Below are 16,601 nucleotides of genomic sequence, written 5' to 3' on the forward strand. Positions count from 1 at the left end.
ATTGTGAGTATCGGCGCGGTTGCCTAGCGTCATCGGCGTGGGCCCTCCGGGCCCGGCCGGGAGGCGTGCGATGGGCTTTATGCGCAGCAAGACCACAGGATTCTCCGCGGCCGTCACGACGACGCTGAACGACCCGTGGAATTTGTGGTGCCTGCGCGGCGAGGAGGCCGCGCTGATCGACACGAAGGCTCTGCAGTGGCACAAGCCGCTGGCACAGGCGTTCGACGGGGCGTTCGCCACGCTGCCCGAGCCGTTCGCCAGCTGCAGCGACGGCCTCATACGCGTGAACCAGGGCTCCACGCTCTTCCTGGCCGGCGACCAGTGCCTGGAGCAGGACTGGGACAAAAAAGTCCTCTACCGGGGGCCGATCACCGGCTACCCGGGCCTTGGGGCTCACATCCCGGCCGCGTTCCGCAGCGACCTCGACGTCGCCGTGCAGTTGCCCGCCCTCTACGACACACGCCGCACCCTGCTGATCAAGGGTGATCAGTGCGCGGTCATCATGTGGGGCCAGGGCGTGGGCTATCAGGGCCCGCTGTCGGGGATGGAGGGCGCCGGGTGGAAGAGGCTGCCCGCGGACATGAGCGGCGACTTCGATCACGCCGTCATGTGCTTCCCCGGCGGGGGGTATCGGACCTTGTTCATCAAGGGCGACAAGGTGATGGACCTCGACTGGGGCAAGGGCCCCGTAGCCGTGGGCACCTGGGCGGAGGTCCTGCCCGGACTGGCCGCCCTGCCCGCCGACTTCCGAAAGCCCCGCCTGCCGGCCGCGGGCCGGTTCATCGGCACCACCGACGACGGCGGCTCGAAGATCGACCTGCGGGTCGACCTGGTCGGTGAGTTTCCAATCATTTCCGGCGACATCTTCAACGTCACCGACGGCGTGGAGGACTACGTCAACTCCTTCGTGCTGGAGGGAACCGCACCCCTCGCCTTGCCGGGCACCCTGAAAGGCACCGCGACCCACGCCGAGGAAACCGGGCGGCCGGAGCTGTCGGTGACGGTCGACAAGCTCGCCCCCGGCGCCACCGCCACCGTCACCCGCAGCAGCACCGACGAGGAGACCGAGCCCTTCATCTACACCTGCGCCTACACCTCCCGGTTCCTGCGGACCATCGACTTCGAGGTCGACTACGTGGCGGGCACCGAGCCGGTCACCCCGTACGCCACCACCGACCACCCGCGCCCGCCCGGCCTGGCCAAGCGGATCATGACGGCCCAGGCGGCGTTCGCCGACGCCGGCGTGGAACTACGCACCGCGGGCACCCCCAACGAGGTGTCCCTGGACGGGGCCGGTGAGGACCTGGTGTGGTCGGACGCCGAGCTGCACGCCGCGATGGTCAGCCAGTTCAGTCTCCACCGCGACACTCAGCAGTGGAAGCTGTGGGGCTTCATCGCCAACCGCTACACGAGTCCCACGACCGACGGCATCATGTTCGACTGGCTCGGAGAAAGTTTCCAGCGCCAGGGCCTGGCCATCTTCTACGACACCGCCAAGAAGTTCGGGTACACCGGCAAACGCGAGGGCCTGTTCAGCTGGACCCACGAGATCGGCCACGCCCTCAACCTGGACCACTCCTGGCAGAAGAGGCCGCCGGCGGTCCCCGGCCCGCTGCAGGGCCACGGCGACCTGTCGTTCATGAACTACGCCGACGAGTACTGGGAGGGGCCGGATAGTAAGGAAGAAGAAAAAGAAGCACGCGAAGCCGCCTTCTACGCCGCATTCACCTGGACGTTCACCGCCAGCGAGCTGCGCCACATCCGCCACGGCTTCTACCGGCACGTCGTCATGGGCGGCGACGCCTGGGGAACCAACTCCGCCCACCAAGGCTCCCTCCCCTACGCCACCCCCGCGCCGAGTGAGTCCGGGCTGCGCCTGCAGGTGTCGAGCAAGGACACCTACTCCCACGGCGAACCCGTCACCGCCGAGATCAAACTCTCCCTGGACGGCAGCACGCCGACGGCGCGGGCCACCGACGGCCTCAAACCGGGCGGCGACCGTCTCCTCCTGCTGGTCACCGACCCGGCCGGCAACACCGGCCCCTTCGCCCCCGTCGCCCGCACCTGCGGCGCCCCCCAGCACGTCACCCTGGACGCCGACACCCCCGCCCTGTACGACAGCGCCTACATCGGCTTCGGCGCCGGCGGCCTCACCTTCGACCAGCCCGGCACCTACACGCTGCAGGCCCGCTACCACGCCCCCGACGGCTCCACCGTCACCTCCCCCGACCACACCGTCCAGATCAGCCCGCCGGCCGACGAGAACGACAAGGCCGCCGGCGACCTGCTGATGGGCTCCCAGCAGGGCATGCTCCTGGCCCTGCTCGGCTCGGACGCCCCCCAGCTCGCCGCCGGCAACGCCGCCCTGGACACCCTCATCGCCGAGCACGGCGACCACCCGCTGGCCGTCTACGCGCAGATGGCCAAGGGCACCAACGCCGGACGCCACTTCCTCACCCTCACCGAGGGTGGCGTCGAGGTGCGGCCCGCCGACACCGACACCAGCATCGAACAGCTCGGCGCGGTCGTGGCCACCACCCTCGACCCCACCACCGAGACCGGAGTCGACAACATCACCCTCAACGAGACCATGCGCCGCCTGGCCCGCGCGCACGCCCGCGCCGGCGACCTCAAGGAAGCCGACACCGTCCTGGACCAGCTGGTAGAGACCTTCCGCGACAAGGACGTCCCGGCCCCTGTGCTGGCCACCATCACCGAACAAGCCGAAGCCACCCGCACCGAGCTGCACGAGCAGGCCTGACGATCAGACCTGACAGCCTCCACCAGATCTGACGGCCCCGTACGCAGCGCCTCCGGCCCCTCACACAAGGGCCGGGGGCGCCGCGCGATCACGACAGACTAGAGCCGGACGTCCGCGCGCTGACACTCTCACGGCAAATCCACTGACACTCTCGTGGCAGTTGGCACACTGCGCGACGCGGTGCGAGGCGGCCGGCTCCCGCCGGGCACACCGTTGCCCTCCTCGCGGACTCTCGCCCGTGATCTGGGGGTCGCTCGGGGCACCATCACCCAGGCCTATGACCAACTCGTCGCCGAGGGGTATCTGGCGTCTCGGCCACGGTCGGGCATCCGCGTAGCCGATCAACCGGTGGAACATCCGACGGCCACGGCCATGCCGCCGCTGCACACCGTCCCGCCACCCGCACCAGGGGCGGATCTGCGGCCCGGCCTACCGGACCTGTCGAACTTCCCCCGGCGCGAATGGCTCGCCGCCACACGGCTGATTCTGCGGACCACCCCCAACGTCACCTTCGGCTACGGCGACCCCGTCGGACACGCCGAACTCAGACAGGTGCTGGCGGAGTACCTCGGCCGGGTCCGCGGCGTGGTGACCACTCCAGAGCGCGTCGTGGTGTGCGCCGGTTACACCCACGCCCTCCGGCTCATCTGCCAGGCACTTCTCTGGCAAGGGGCATCCTCCATCGCCTTCGAGGACCCTTCCCTGCCCGACTACCCCGCTCTCGCCGAACAGACCGGCCTCCGGGCCACCCGCATCCCCGTCGACTCCGACGGGCTGGTCGTCGACCAACTGACCGACGAAGCCGCCGTCGCCGTCACCACTGCCCATCAGTACCCCCTCGGAGTCACCCTCAGCCCCGCCCGCCGGACACGGCTGGTGGCATGGGCCAAGAAGGCAGGAGCGTTCGTGCTGGAGGACGACTACGACGGCGAGTTCCGCTACGACCGTCAACCCGTCGGTGCTCTGCAGGGCCTTGCCCCTGACCGCGTCATCTACACCGGGACCGCCAGCAAGACCATCGCCCCTGGCCTGCGCATCGCATGGATCGTCGTGCCCGCCGGCCTCGTCGTACCGCTGCGGGCATCGATGTCCTGGGACGAGGCCTACGTCAGCGTCATCGACCAGCTCGTACTCGCTCGGCTCATCCGCACGGGCGAACTCGACCGGCACCTGCGCCGCTGCCGCACCCGCTACCGGCGCCGAAGAGACCGCCTCGGCGACGCCGTGACCCAGCACCTGCCCCACGGGCATCTGTCCGGAATCGCCGCCGGCCTGCACGCCGTCCTCCGATTCCCCGGCACCAGCGGCTCAGAGCCCCGTCTCCTGTCCCACCTGGAAGCGCACGGGGTCACCGTCGGCGGTGTCACCCCTTTCTACGGCCGACCGGAAGACGCCCCGTTCGGCATCGTCATCGGCTATGCGACCCCACCGGAACACGCTTACAGCCACGCCCTGGGCACACTGATCAACGCGCTCCGGACCAGGAATCCTCGATAGCGCCGACGATTCACGCCGCTTCGCGCGCGGAGTCGAGCGGGGAGCCTTCCGCCTGCGGGCATCTCCTATCACGGTCCGGCCTCATCGAAGCCTTCCCCGCAGCCGCCGGCTCCCCGAATGGCTCCTCCCATACGGTCCCTCAAGCCAGGCGGTCCCGGTCTGGGCCGCCGCCGAAAGGTCCGCGCACTGTCCGTCGAACGTGAGGCCCACCTGTTCGCCCACCGTGCCGAGGAGTTCCTGGCAGAACTCGGCGAACAGCCGGTCGGCCACTGACCACCGCGCCTGACGAGAACCTCCGCACAGACTCGTCACTTTTTCTCCAGTCGACCGCGCTGTAATGGCCGCTACTTGTCCTGAGGAGAAAGGTCAGCTTATGAGCCGGTTCGACAGCGGGTGGGGCGCGGACGGATGGGCCGTGCCACCCGGCGGGGGGAACCTGGTCGAGCTGCGTGGTCCGCACCGGCCGGAGATCCTGGTGCGCGGCGCCGAGGTGGGAGGCGAGTTGGGCGCCTTCGTGTTCCACCATGACGTCATCGAGGAGAATCCGCCGCACGCCCACCACGACTTCATGAAGATCGCCTACGTGCTGGAGGGCGAATACGCGTTCCGCGTCGGCGACGCCGAGTTCGAGGGCGGCCCGGGCACCACCGTGGTCGTGCCCCGCGGCTCGTACCACACGTTCGTGACGCCGACCGGCGGCAAGCTGCTCTTCGTCAGCGCCCCCTCCGGCAACGAGGAGCTCTTCCTGGAGATGGGACGCCTCGGAGCGGACCCGTCGCCAGGGCAACTGCTCGCCCTCGACGAGCGCTTCGGGACCACCCGCCTGCCGGGCGACGAGGGCCGCCCGTGGCGACAGCCGCGCTGATCCCGTCGTCGGACGGAAAGCCGACGAACATCGACATTTCCATTCGCCGGGCCCCTCGCGAACACCGGCATGCGGGCTTTCCCTGGAGACGAACGACGTCGGCGAGCTGAATGCCGCATCGACCGCATCTCATCGTGCGTCACCGTCGCGCATCCGCCCGAGGGCATCCGCGCCTCGGCACCCCCTCATATCAATACGGAGATCTCATGAACCCGCGCCTCAGACGCCGGCTCACGCTTGCCGTGCCGGTCGCGCTGTCGCTCACCGCCTCGTCGGGGCTCCTCCCCACGGACGCTACGGCGGTGACCACGGCGGTCGGTGTCACCGACGCCCCCGCCTTCGTCTACGCCGTCAACACCAGGACCGACGGTCGCACGATCGAATCGGTACGGCGGGCGATCGGGGCCAACGGCGGCACCGTCGTGACGAGCTACGACCGGATCGGAGTGATCATCGCGCACTCGTCGAACCCGGACTTCGGCCGTCGGATGCGCGCGGTGCGGGGGGTCGACTCGGCGGGCGCGACGCACACCGCGCCACTCGGCGAGGCGGGGACGAACGACGAAGGCCCGGCGCAGGTCCTGTCGAAGGCGCAGGCGGCGAAGGCCGCCGGCAGCGTGACGGCGGGTCAGGAGCCCCTGGAGGCCGATCAGTGGGATCTGCGGGCCATCGGCGCCGACAAGGCGGCCGAGGTCGACCCGGGAAGCAGGAACGTGACCGTCGGTGTGATCGACGGGGGTGTCGACGACACCCATCCCGACATCGCCCCGAACTTCTCCTCCGCGCAGAGCGCCAACTGCGTGAGCGGCAAGGCGGACACGACCTACGGCGCCTGGCGCCCCATGGACGCCGCCCACTACCACGGCACCCATGTGGCCGGCGAGATAGCCGCGGCCCGCAACGGCATAGGCGTGGCGGGCGTGGCTCCCGGGGTCAAGGTCGCGGGCATCACCGCGGGCGACGTCAACAAGCTGTACTTCGCGGAAAGCGTGGTCTGCGCCTTCGTGTTCGCGGGGGATCACGGCGTCGAGATCACCAACAACAGCTACTACGTCGACCCGTGGCTGTACAACTGCACGGACGACCCCGACCAGCGGGCCATCGTCGACGCGGTCAACAGGGCCCAGCTCTACGCGCAGCGCAAGGGCACGCTCAATGTGGCCGCGGCCGGCAACGCCGGCGCCGACCTCGACGCGGACGCGATCGTGGACGACAGAAGCCCGAGCGACACGACGCCCGGCCCGCGCACGGTCGACCCGCACAAGTGCCTGGACGTACCGGCCCGCCTGCCGGGAGTGGTCAACGTCAGCGCGGTAGGCGTCAAGGGCGCCAAGGCCTACTACTCCAGCTACGGCCTGGGAGCCGTCGATGTGGCGGCCCCGGGCGGCGACAAGTACCAGATCCCGGACACCCCGGCGAAGGACGGCCGCATCCTGTCCACCTTGCCGAACGGTCAGTACGGCTACCTTCAGGGCACCTCGATGGCGTCCCCGCACGTGGCCGCCGTGGCGGCGCTGCTGAAGTCGGCGCACCCGCACGCCACCCCCGCTCAGCTCCAGGCCCTGCTGAAAGCGCACGCCGACAACCCGGGGTGCCCGAGCGGCCCCTACGACGGCAACGGCGACGGAGTCGCGGACGCGACCTGCTCCGGCGACGAGCACGTCAACGGCTTCTACGGCCACGGCGTCGTCAACGCGCTGCGCGCGGTCAAGTAGGCCCTGCCCTGGGTGATGGTACGCCGGGCCGCCGGCCTGCTCGGACGACCTCTTCGGAGATACCCCCTTACGAGCACCCACGTCCGCTCACCGTCACGCGGGCTGCCGGACGAGGCGGCGAGAGCGGCGAACCTTGACGAACGGTTGGTCCGCGAGTCGCTCGGCCGATCGCGGTCGATGGTCAGGCACGAGCGCCGCCCGCGGTCCGGGGTGCGAGCCCGGCGTTCCTCAACCCACGCGACCGCGGGATTGCCCGATCACGGCCGAAAGTATCGGCATTCTGCAAAAACTTCTGGAAGGGGGCCCAATAGCACTTGACGACGGCATCCCATGATCATTCCGGGAGGCCATCCGCCCTCCACCCGGCACGTGATCGACCTGTTCACCACGAAAGTTTCATCCTGTGCGCCAGGCGCAGGCGCGAACAATCCCTGGTCAGCAGGCATGGAGGAGCACCCCGCGGGACCGGCGCCCCGCACCGGAAGTCAAGCTACTTGACATCCGTGATCAGGTCGTATTTGCTCCCTCGCACCACACCTTCTCAGCACGTGTGCGGCGCACTGATAACCCGCCGCCGAACCTTGGCGCTGATATCCCGGTTCCCGTTTCACAGCACCCGGCATTCCATGCCGCTGATGGAAAGGAACGCAGAAATGTTATCGACATCGGCCCGGTCCGTACGGCCAGAGGGAATCGCAAATGTTGAAGCATAGGTCAATCCTCGGGGCCGTGGCGCTCGCGGCGGCCGTCGTCCTCGCGACAGGGCACGCGGCGATGAGCAGCGGCAGCAGCACAGGAAACTCGGCGTCCGCCGCCGCCGCGCTCGCGGGCACGGCGGGATGCGGAAAGAGCCCGACGCTGACCAGCGGAACGCGGAGCATCACGACCAGCGGCAAGAACCGCCAGTACATTCTGCGTATTCCTTCGAACTACAACAACAACACCCCCTACCGCCTGATCTTCGGCCTCCACTGGCTGAACGGCACCATGAACGCCGTCGACTCGGGCGAAAGCGCCGGGGCCTCCTGGTCCTACTACGGGCAGCGGCAGCTGTCCAACAACACCGCGATCTTCGTCGCGCCGCAGGGCTTCAACAACGGGTGGGCCAACAACGGCGGCGAGGACGTCACCTTCATCGACGACATCATGCGGCAGGTCGAGTCGGACCTGTGCGTCGACACCTCGCTGCGTTTCGCCATGGGGTGGAGCTACGGCGGCGCCATGAGCTTCTCCCTCGCGTGCAGCCGCGCGACGGTCTTCCGCGCGGTCGTGGTGTACTCCGGCGCGCAGCTCAGCGGATGCAGCGGCGGCACCCAGCCCATCGCCTACATGGGACTGCACGGCATCACCGACAACGTGCTCAACATCTCCCAGGGACGGGCGCTGCGCGACAAGTTCGTCGCCAACAACGGCTGCACCGCGCAGAACCCGCCCGAGCCGGGTTCCGGCAGCCGGTCGCACATCATCACCGCCTACTCCGGATGCCGCGCCGGATACCCGGTCGTCTGGGCCGCCTTCGACAACGGCCACACGCCCGCCCCGGTGGACGGGACCTACACCGCGGACGGCGCCCAGACCTGGACCAAGGGCGAGGTGTGGAAGTTCATCTCCCAGTTCACCAGCACCGGCAACCCCAATCCCACTCCCACCCCCACGCCGACCGTCACCCCGACCGTCACCCCGACGCCGACCGTCACCCCGTCCCCCACGACGGACTTCCGTCTGCGTAACGAGGGCGCCGGCCGCTGCGTCGACTCCCCCAACAGCGCCACCGCCAACGGCACCCAGCTCCAGGTCTACGACTGCCACACCAACGCCAACCAGCGCTTCACCTACAACTCCGGCCGGCTGGAGATCCTCGGCAAGTGCCTGGACTCCCCGACCAACGCCGGCTCCGGCACCCGCGTCCAGCTGTGGGACTGCCACACCAACAGCAACCAGCAGTGGACCTTCACCTCCAGCGGCACCATCACCAACGGCGCCAACAACCTCTGCCTCAACGCCGCCGGCACCGGCAACACCTCCGGCGTGACCATCGCCACCTGCAACGGCCAGGCCACCCAAAGATGGACCAGGGCATGACCACCTGCTAGCCGATGACGAACGTCGGGTCCAGGCGACTCCGCCTGGACCCGACGTGACATTTCCGCTTCGCCGGAGACCTTCGAAACCATTCGCGTGCGCCATGAGCGCGGCCGGGTGTTGCATGGGCCAGATGATCGACGAACCGCTGGAACGACTCCGCGCCGCCGCCCGACGCACCCGTGAACCGGCTCTGAACCGGGCGAGCACCGGCCTGGGGCACCAGGACGCCGACGACGACATCGGCACGATCGGCACGGACGGAGCCCTCGGGTTCGACCCGTTCCCCCTGCTGGAAGCCCTCCATCGCCACGGCGTCCGAGCCGTCGTGATCGGGCAGGTCGCCGGCATCATGCATGGGTCCACCGAACCGACCGGCGATCTGGACCGTGCGACGTCATCGGACCGGGATCACAACAGTCCTCGCTTCATGAGGTTCGCCATGAGGTCGCGGACTCCGAAGTCCCAAGGTGCGCAGTCCTCGGCGTGCCGGACGCGGTTGACCAGGGTGCCGAGGGCGGGGGAACTGATCCGCACCACATCACCGGTCTTGTGCGTGAACCCCTCGCCCGGGTGGTCGCGGTCCTGGATGGGCGCGAACATCGTGCCGAGCATCAGGACCGCGCCGTCGGGATACTGATGGTGAGGACCGATCAGTTGCCGCACCAGGGCTTCCGGATCGCGTGACATCCGCGCCATCTCCGAGACCGCCTCGAGGCGGAAGCCGTCCTCGCCTTCGATCTCCAGCCGCACCACGAGGCCGCGTACCTGTTCCAGGTCGAACCGCTCGTCGAAGAGCCGGATCAGGGGGCCGAGCGCGCACGAGGCGTTGTTGTCCTTCGCCATCGGCAGCAGGAGCGCGGATCGGCCCTCGACATCCCGGAGGTTGACGTCGTTGGCGAGCGCCGCCCCCACGATCCGGCCACTCGACTGGACGATGAGCGCCACCTCGGGCTCGGGGTTGTTCCAGGTCGAGGCGGCGAGCACCCCGACGGGCACCGCGGTTCCCATGGCGGACAGGACCTGCCCCTTGGTGAAGATCTCGGCGTCCGGGCCGATCCCGACCTCCAGGTACTGGCTCCAGATGCCCTCGGCGACGAGCAGGGTCTTCAGCCGCGCCGCCTCCTCGGAACCCGGCGTCAGGTCGTGAAGGTCGGCGCCGACGCCGGCGAGCATCCGCCGGCGGATGTCCGCCGCGAGTGCCATGTCGCCGCCGGCCCGCTCCTCGATGACGCGCTCGATCATCGAGACGGGGAAGGTCACCCCGGCGGCCTTGAGCGCCTGGAGGTCGACCGGTGCGAGCAGCCAGGGCCGGGTGCGGTCCCGGTCCGCGGCCCCGGTGTTGGCGAGCACGTCCCTGAAGCCGCCGACATGCCGGCCATCGAGCGCGGAGACCACGGCGGCGGGGTCCGGCAGCTCGCAGATGTCGCGGACCGTCGGGAAGTCCGCGCTGATGTCGATGACCTCTCCGTCGCGGACGACCACGGGTGAGGGCCCTTCGACGAGAGGATCCCAGATCCGGCCGATCAGGACACCGTCCGCGGCATCGTCCGGCAGCGCGTCCGCGGCCGTCCCGAACCAGGCGGCCTCGCCGGCGAGCTCATCGGGCGATGACTGGATCATTTGCCGTCTCCCAGGTTGAAGAAGGACCGCTCGTCCGCGGGCCGGATGTCGAAGACGGCGTCTTGGAACATCCGCAAGGGGTGGGGGGTGAAGGGATGCCGTGCGATCGCCTCGAGATCGAGCTCGATGCCGAGACCGGGCCCGGTCGGGATGAGGATGTCGCCCTCCTGCGTCAGTACGAGTCTCTCATTGGTGATCTCCGGACGCCATGGGACGTCGGTCGCCATGATCTCCAGGTAGCGGAAGTTGGGCAAGGCGGCCCCGAGTTGCAGCGTCGCCGCGGTGCTCAGCGGTCCGCTGGGATTGTGCGGCGCGAAACCGACGTAGCCGGTCGCGGCGAGCGTCGAGATGAAGGCCAGCTCGGCGATGCCGCCGGCGTGTGTCACATCGGGCTGGACGAAGTCGACCGCCTGGCGGGCGAGCGCCGGCGCGAAACCCTGCCGTCCGAACCATCGCTCCCCCGCGGCGATGGGCACCGGCGACGCCCGGCGGACCTCGACGAGGGCGTCGAGGTTGTCCGGGGGGCAGGGTTCCTCGAACCACACCGGTTCGAACTGCGCGATCTGCCGCGCGACCTTGATGGCGTGGTTGACGTCGAAGCGGCCGTGGCCCTCGATGAACAGCTCCACGTCGCGCCCGACCGCGGAGCGGACGGCGTCGATCTGTGCGAGCACGCGGTCCAGTTGCCGGGAGGTGATCGTGAGGTCGTAGTTCTCGAAGGGATCCCACTTGAGACCCTGAAAACCGGCCTCGACGGTCCTCCTCGCGGCGGCCGCGTAGTCCTCGGGCGTGACGGCTCCGGAGAACCAGCCGTTGGCATAGGCGCGCACCCGGTCGCGGGTGGCGCCGCCGAGCAGCCGGGAGACCGGGACGCCGAGCTCTCGTGCCGAGATGTCCCACAGCGCCATCTCCAGCGAGCTCAGCGCGGTCATGATGACCGGGCCGCCTCGCCAGTACCAGTCCCTCGCCAGCTCGTACAGGATGCCGGATATGCGGGTGGGGTCCATCCCGGTCACGGCTTCGGCCACTTCGGCGATGGCGCCTTGGACGGCGCGTTCCTTGCCCTCCAGGGTCGCTTCGCCCAGTCCGGCGATTCCCTCGTCCGTCGAGACGCGGACGATCACCAGGTTGGTGCGGTAGAAGTCGACGACCACGGTGTCGACCGAGGTGATCTTCATGTCCGGCTCAGCCCTTCACCGCGCCGGCGGTCATGCCGGCCACCACATACTTCTGAACGAACAGGTAGAAGACGACGGCGGGCGCCGTGAACATGAAGGCGACCGCCATGACCGTCTGGATCGGGGTGCCGAGTTCGCCGATGAAGTTCGCGATGCCGACCGACGCCGGCTGCATTCCGGGGGTGAAGATGAACGTCACGGCGAACACGTACTCGTTCCAGGCGTGGAAGAACGCGATGACCGCGGTGGCGGCGAGCGACGGAGCGATCAGCGGCACGTTGATGCGGGTGAGCACGGTGAGCGGTCGCGCTCCGTCGACCCGCGCGGACTCCTCCAGTTCGCGAGGCAGGCCGTCGATCGCGCCCTTGAGGATGAGGGCGACGATCGGCAGGACGAAGGCGGCGTTGACCAGGATGAGGCCGCCGAGGGAGTCGAGGAGGTCGAATCGCCGGAAGAGCGCGAACAGCGGCACGACCATGAGGGCCTCGGGAAGCATCTGCGTGAACAGCAGCGCGACGGTCACCAGGACCTTGCCCCGGAACGTGAACCGCGAGAGCGCGTAACCGAGCGGGATGCCGAGGCCGATCGAGAGGACCGTCGTGCCTGCGGCGATCACCAGGCTGTTGCGCAGCCAGGTCGTCGCCTTGCCTTCGGCCAGCGCGTCGATGAAGACCCCGAACTGCGAGAAGTCGGGGACGAGCCGGGCCTTGTCGGCGAAGAGCTCTGAGTTTCCCGACAGTGCGGTGACGAACATCCAGTACAGCGGGAAGACGGCGACCCCGAGCACGACGAGGACAGCGATGATCCGCAGGGTCAGGCCGACGTGGAGCGGTCTCATCAGCGGGCCTCCCTCTCGGCGGCACGGGCGACGAACCGGCTGCCGGCGATGACGATGAGCGAGATGACGACTCCGACCATGCCGATCGCCGCCGCCGAGCCGAGTTGCTTGGAGTCGAAGGCCTGGGAGTAGAGGTCGATGACCAGCGTCTTGGTGGCACCGACCGGTCCCCCCTTCGTCATGAGCCAGATGAGCTCGAATCGCCGCAGCGACCAGATGGTCATGAGGAGGGCGAGCAGGCCGACGGTCGGCTTGATGGCCTGCCAGGTGACGGCGCGGAAGGTCCACCACCTTCCCGCACCGTCCATCGTCGCGGCCTCGGTGAGGTGCGGGGGGACGGACTGCAGCGCGGACAACAGCACCACCGAGGTGAACGGGAACAGTTGCCAGATGGTCGTCGCGAGGACCGCCGGGAGGGCGTATCGCGGGCTGTCGAGGATGGCGCCGCCCGGGACGCCGAGGCCGACCGCGTCCAGGAATCGGTTCACGATCCCGTAGTCCGGGTTGAGCATCCATATCGCGATGAGCGCGACGGCGATACCGGGCGCCGCCCACGGAATGGTCACCAGTGCGCGCGCCAGCCCCCGGCCGCGGAAGCCCTTGTTGAGGAGCAGGGCGACCGCGAGCCCGGTTCCGACGGCGACGACGACGCACACGACGACGTAGACGAGGGTGATGAGCAGGGTACGGCGGAAGTCCGCGTCGCCGAAGACGCGGGCGAAGTTGTCCAGTCCCACCCAGGTGCTGCGTGTGGGGTTCAGCAGCGAGGTTCGCGTGAAGCTCAGAAAGACTTCCTGCGCCAGCGGGACGACCTGGAACACCAGGATGAAGAGGGCTGCGGGGGCCAGGAAGAAGTAGGGCGTCCACCTGCTCCCCAGCGGGCTGCCTCGACGCCGGGCCCCGGATCGAGGCCCTGTGATCTGCTGTTGTTCCAGCACGGTCATCGAGTTCGGTCCTTCGAAAGTAGGACGCCGCCGGCGGGAGAGTCTCGCCGGCGGCGTCGTCCGGTCAGCCGGCCAGTTGGGACGCCTGCTGCTGGGCGCGGTCCAGCGCCGTCTTGAGGTCGACCGTGCCCTGGAGGGCCGCGACGACGTTCTGCACGACGATCTTGCGGATGTCCGGCGTCTTCGCCTCGAACCCCTGGACGATCTGCGGCAGGCTCGAGTCGGTGAGGTCGTCGAAGACGGTCAGGAACGGCGTCTTCTGGAGCTGCTCAGGGCTTCGCTTGGTGACCGTCGCCACACTGCTGGCGCCGAGGATCTCCTGCAGCTTGACCTGGTTGTCCGGCTCGAGCGCCCACTTGATGAAGGTGGCCGCCGCCTCCTTCGCCGGGCTCGCCTCGTTGATGACGATGGGTGCGAGGATCGCGCCCTGCTTGCGGACGGGGAACGGGATGGGTGCGACGTTGAAGTTCAGGTCGGCGTTCTGACCGCGGGTCGCCGTCACATAGCCGCCGTTGTTGAGCTCCATGCCGACCTTGCCCTCGGCGAACATGCGGCGGAACGTCGCCGCGTCCGCGCCACGCGGGATCACTTTGGCGTCGTACAGGTCCTTGAACGCCTGCAGGCCCTTGAGGTTCGCGGGCGAGTTGATGGTCAGCTTCCGGCCGTCCGACCACGCGCCGCCGAAGCCGTAGACGTAGTTGAAGATGTCCTGCCACACACCGGCTTCCTCGGCCTCGGTCTGGCGGAACGCCAGGCCGTAGGTGTCGCCCTTGGTCAGCGACTTCGCCGTGTCGACGAACTGCTCGTAGCTCGTCGGGGGCTTCGGGATCAGGTCGGCGTTGTAGAACATCGCGTAGTTCGACGCCTCGAAGATGATGCCGTGACGCTGCCCGTCGTGCACCATGAACTGGTCCGGCTGCTTGAGCAGGTCGTACTTGCCGACGTCGATCAGGTCGTTGAGCGGTGCGATGAGGCCGGCGTCCGAGGCGGACTCGAACTCCGGCATGTCGAAGCGGATCAGATCGGGCCCTTTTCCGCTGCCCATCTGGGTCAGGATGGTCTGGCCGAAGGTCGGATACGGCACCGCCGCGGCGGAGACCTGCACCTTGCTCTGGCTCTTGTTGAACTCCTGGAGCCACTTCGTGAGCAGCGGCCCGCGGCCCGGATCGCCGAGGGTCGAGGCGGCGAACGTCAGCTTGGCCACGCCGCCCCCGGATCCACCGTCGGAGCCGCAGCCGGTCAAGAGGGCGACGGCCATAGATGTGACGCCGGCCGCCGCGACCATGCCGCGGCGAACGCGATGCAGCCTCATTTGTTACTCCACAGTAATAACTGGATATTTCCCCGAAACCGTGGTCGGAATTGCAACGATCGTAGCGACATGTGCAACGAAGTCAAGTGGCGGTTGCGCATCTCGTGAGCTACATTGCAAACTACGCAACGCAAGGAGGATGGTAAGTGGCGCAATCGATCCAGCGTGCGATCAACCTGATCCGCCTGGCGGCGGAACATCCGCTGACACTGTCGGAGGCCTCGGACGTGCTCGGCGTCCACAAATCCACGGCCCTGCGGATCCTCCAGACGCTGGAGGCCGCCCGGTTCGTGCGCAAGACGGGGGCGGGGACGTACGTGTTCGGCAGCGGGCTCATCGAACTGTCGGAACTCGCGCTCGGCTCGATGGACCTCCGTCAGTTCGCCTCCGCGCACCTGCGCGTGCTTCAGCGGCGGACGGGCCATACCGTGCACCTGGCACAGTTGACCGGCGACGAGATCGTCTACGTCGACAAGGTGGACAGCCCCGCGTTCGACGCGGTGAAGCTGCCGTCACGGGTCGGCCGGGCCGTCTCGATCTACGCGAGCGCCGTGGGCAAGGTGATCCTCGCCCACCTCTCCCAGGCGGAACGCGACCGCCTGCTCTCTCACGTCACCTTCGAGCGGTACACCGGCACGACCTTCGCCGACCGCGAATCCCTCGACGCCGAACTCGCCCGCGTCGCCGAGCGCGGCTGGGCCATCGACGACGGCGAGCACGACGCCTATGTCATGTGCGTCGCCGCACCGATCAGGGATTCGCGTGGACAGGTCATCGCGGCGGTCTCCCTGACCGCCATCGAGGTGATCGCGAACCTGGACCAGCTGAAGGAGAAGCTTCCGCTCCTACTGGAGACCTCGGCACTGATCTCCCAGGAACTCGGGTTCACACCCGAGCCCTCGCCCGCTCCATCGGCGAGCTGAGAGGCGTCCTTCGGGAACACCCCGCCGGTGTCCCTCCTCCGCGCCTGCCGGGCATGCCCTTCACGGCCTCCGGCGCGGATCGCCCGCCGCCTCGCCGTGGTGCCTCCGGAAAGGAGGTGCCACGGCGAAGGCTCGCCGGAAGCGCGTCACCGTCGGGTGTTAGCGCTAACATCCTGTCCTGGCATTCCTCCTCTTCGCCTGGCGTACGTGGCGGTGGTGGTGCAGCGGAGCCAATACGATCAAGTGCGCTTTCGTCAAGAGCCCCGGACTCGCCGCTCGCCGCGCGTTCGCCGGCGACGACCGGTTTCCCGCTGCCCACCGGCATCCGATCGCATGCGTCCGGAGCCCGGCACGATGGAACTTTCATCCGGTGGCGGTGCGGCATGGCCACGGCACTCTTCCTGGTGACGTGGGCACCGATCCGCGTCAGGTCGCCACGGAAGCCTCGCCGCCGTCGAACCGGATCGAACCGATTCGTCGATGGTCTTGACATGTTACAGAGAGGTTTCCACACTGAGTCCGCAAGGCGGCTTCCCCCTGTCGGGGTCGGTGGTGGTGACAGGGCCGCCAATTGGTGACGCGACGTCTGTGACGCCGGTGTGCCACGGTCCGGCGACGATCCGCCGCCCGTGCCCGGCCCGGTCTCGCGTCCCCTCAACCAACTCGGCAGTGGAGGCGCAGACATGGGCGAGAACGGTATTTCCCCAGATCAACCCCAGCGCGCATGGAGACCACGGCGCACAACGAGCGGTACTCGCCGATTGGCGATGGCCGGTGTGGTCGGTGTGCTCGGGGTGGTCTCGGCGTTGGCGGCGAGCACCCCGGCGGGCGCGGCGGCCAGCACGCTGGGCGCCGCGGCGGCG

General features: G+C 68.6%; 12 protein-coding genes. 6 read left to right on the top strand and 6 right to left on the bottom strand.

What is annotated here, in order from left to right:
• The first annotated feature begins 79 nt into the window (after nt 1–79).
• The 5 genes from ACWEN6_RS37685 to ACWEN6_RS37705 all read left to right on the top strand — a co-directional run bounded on the left by ACWEN6_RS37685 (nt 80) and on the right by ACWEN6_RS37705 (nt 8,920).
• Nucleotides 80–2,761 carry a hypothetical protein gene (locus tag ACWEN6_RS37685; RefSeq protein ID WP_452576764.1) on the top strand — a complete coding sequence of 894 codons (2,682 nt, stop codon included), beginning with the start codon at nt 80–82 and terminating at the stop codon, nt 2,759–2,761.
• Nucleotides 2,762–2,914: 153 nt separating this feature from the next.
• Nucleotides 2,915–4,258, top strand: coding sequence for a MocR-like pyridoxine biosynthesis transcription factor PdxR (gene pdxR, locus ACWEN6_RS37690; protein ID WP_452576765.1), 1,344 nt, complete (start codon nt 2,915–2,917; stop codon nt 4,256–4,258).
• A gap of 373 nt (nt 4,259–4,631) precedes the next feature.
• Nucleotides 4,632–5,123, top strand: coding sequence for a cupin domain-containing protein (locus ACWEN6_RS37695; protein WP_452576766.1), 492 nt, complete (start codon nt 4,632–4,634; stop codon nt 5,121–5,123).
• Between the two features lie 206 nt (nt 5,124–5,329).
• Nucleotides 5,330–6,838, top strand: coding sequence for a S8 family serine peptidase (locus ACWEN6_RS37700; RefSeq protein ID WP_452576767.1), 1,509 nt, complete (start codon nt 5,330–5,332; stop codon nt 6,836–6,838).
• 699 nt (nt 6,839–7,537) lie between these two features.
• A complete protein-coding gene (locus tag ACWEN6_RS37705; RefSeq protein WP_452576768.1) occupies nt 7,538–8,920 on the top strand; it encodes a ricin-type beta-trefoil lectin domain protein in 1,383 nt (460 codons plus the stop codon).
• Nucleotides 8,921–8,927: 7 nt separating this feature from the next.
• On the opposite strand, the gene ACWEN6_RS37710 is transcribed toward ACWEN6_RS37705, so the two are convergent.
• The 6 genes from ACWEN6_RS37710 to ACWEN6_RS37735 all read right to left on the bottom strand — a co-directional run bounded on the left by ACWEN6_RS37710 (nt 8,928) and on the right by ACWEN6_RS37735 (nt 14,815).
• The gene (locus ACWEN6_RS37710; RefSeq protein WP_452576769.1) at nt 8,928–9,278 is read right to left on the bottom strand and encodes a hypothetical protein; all 351 of its coding nucleotides are present in this window, start codon (nt 9,276–9,278) and stop codon (nt 8,928–8,930) included.
• 53 nt (nt 9,279–9,331) lie between these two features.
• Complete coding sequence (locus ACWEN6_RS37715; protein WP_452576770.1) at nt 9,332–10,543, bottom strand: fumarylacetoacetate hydrolase family protein; 1,212 nt, start codon at nt 10,541–10,543, stop codon at nt 9,332–9,334.
• On the bottom strand, nt 10,540–11,721 hold the full coding sequence (locus tag ACWEN6_RS37720; RefSeq protein ID WP_452576771.1) for a mandelate racemase/muconate lactonizing enzyme family protein: 1,182 nt from the start codon (nt 11,719–11,721) through the stop codon (nt 10,540–10,542). Before ACWEN6_RS37720 ends, ACWEN6_RS37715 begins: the two co-directional genes overlap by 4 nt.
• 7 nt (nt 11,722–11,728) lie before the next feature.
• On the bottom strand, nt 11,729–12,559 hold the full coding sequence (locus ACWEN6_RS37725) for a carbohydrate ABC transporter permease (protein ID WP_452576772.1): 831 nt from the start codon (nt 12,557–12,559) through the stop codon (nt 11,729–11,731).
• A complete protein-coding gene (locus tag ACWEN6_RS37730) occupies nt 12,559–13,503 on the bottom strand; it encodes a carbohydrate ABC transporter permease (RefSeq protein WP_452576773.1) in 945 nt (314 codons plus the stop codon). The genes ACWEN6_RS37725 and ACWEN6_RS37730 overlap by 1 nt, the downstream gene beginning before the upstream one ends.
• A gap of 64 nt (nt 13,504–13,567) precedes the next feature.
• Nucleotides 13,568–14,815 (bottom strand): ABC transporter substrate-binding protein, encoded by a 1,248-nt coding sequence (locus tag ACWEN6_RS37735; protein ID WP_452576774.1) that lies wholly within the window; start codon nt 14,813–14,815, stop codon nt 13,568–13,570.
• A gap of 146 nt (nt 14,816–14,961) precedes the next feature.
• On the opposite strand from ACWEN6_RS37735, the gene ACWEN6_RS37740 reads away from it, so the two are divergent.
• Nucleotides 14,962–15,738: an IclR family transcriptional regulator gene (locus ACWEN6_RS37740; protein WP_452576775.1), complete on the top strand. Its 777-nt coding sequence runs from the start codon at nt 14,962–14,964 to the stop codon at nt 15,736–15,738.
• The last annotated feature ends 863 nt before the right edge of the window (nt 15,739–16,601 follow it).

Source organism: Sphaerisporangium sp. NPDC004334 (assembly GCF_053602655.1).

What these genes read in the sequence shown, in the direction of transcription:
- ACWEN6_RS37685 (WP_452576764.1), top strand. Translation starts at nt 80, where the DNA reads ATGCGCAGCAAGACCACAGGATTCTCCGCGGCCGTCACGACGACGCTG.
- ACWEN6_RS37695 (WP_452576766.1), top strand. Translation starts at nt 4,632, where the DNA reads ATGAGCCGGTTCGACAGCGGGTGGGGCGCGGACGGATGGGCCGTGCCA.
- ACWEN6_RS37700 (WP_452576767.1), top strand. Translation starts at nt 5,330, where the DNA reads ATGAACCCGCGCCTCAGACGCCGGCTCACGCTTGCCGTGCCGGTCGCG.
- ACWEN6_RS37705 (WP_452576768.1), top strand. Translation starts at nt 7,538, where the DNA reads ATGTTGAAGCATAGGTCAATCCTCGGGGCCGTGGCGCTCGCGGCGGCC.
- ACWEN6_RS37710 (WP_452576769.1), bottom strand. Translation starts at nt 9,278, where the DNA reads ATGCATGATGCCGGCGACCTGCCCGATCACGACGGCTCGGACGCCGTG.
- ACWEN6_RS37715 (WP_452576770.1), bottom strand. Translation starts at nt 10,543, where the DNA reads ATGATCCAGTCATCGCCCGATGAGCTCGCCGGCGAGGCCGCCTGGTTC.
- ACWEN6_RS37720 (WP_452576771.1), bottom strand. Translation starts at nt 11,721, where the DNA reads ATGAAGATCACCTCGGTCGACACCGTGGTCGTCGACTTCTACCGCACC.
- ACWEN6_RS37725 (WP_452576772.1), bottom strand. Translation starts at nt 12,559, where the DNA reads ATGAGACCGCTCCACGTCGGCCTGACCCTGCGGATCATCGCTGTCCTC.
- ACWEN6_RS37730 (WP_452576773.1), bottom strand. Translation starts at nt 13,503, where the DNA reads ATGACCGTGCTGGAACAACAGCAGATCACAGGGCCTCGATCCGGGGCC.
- ACWEN6_RS37735 (WP_452576774.1), bottom strand. Translation starts at nt 14,815, where the DNA reads ATGAGGCTGCATCGCGTTCGCCGCGGCATGGTCGCGGCGGCCGGCGTC.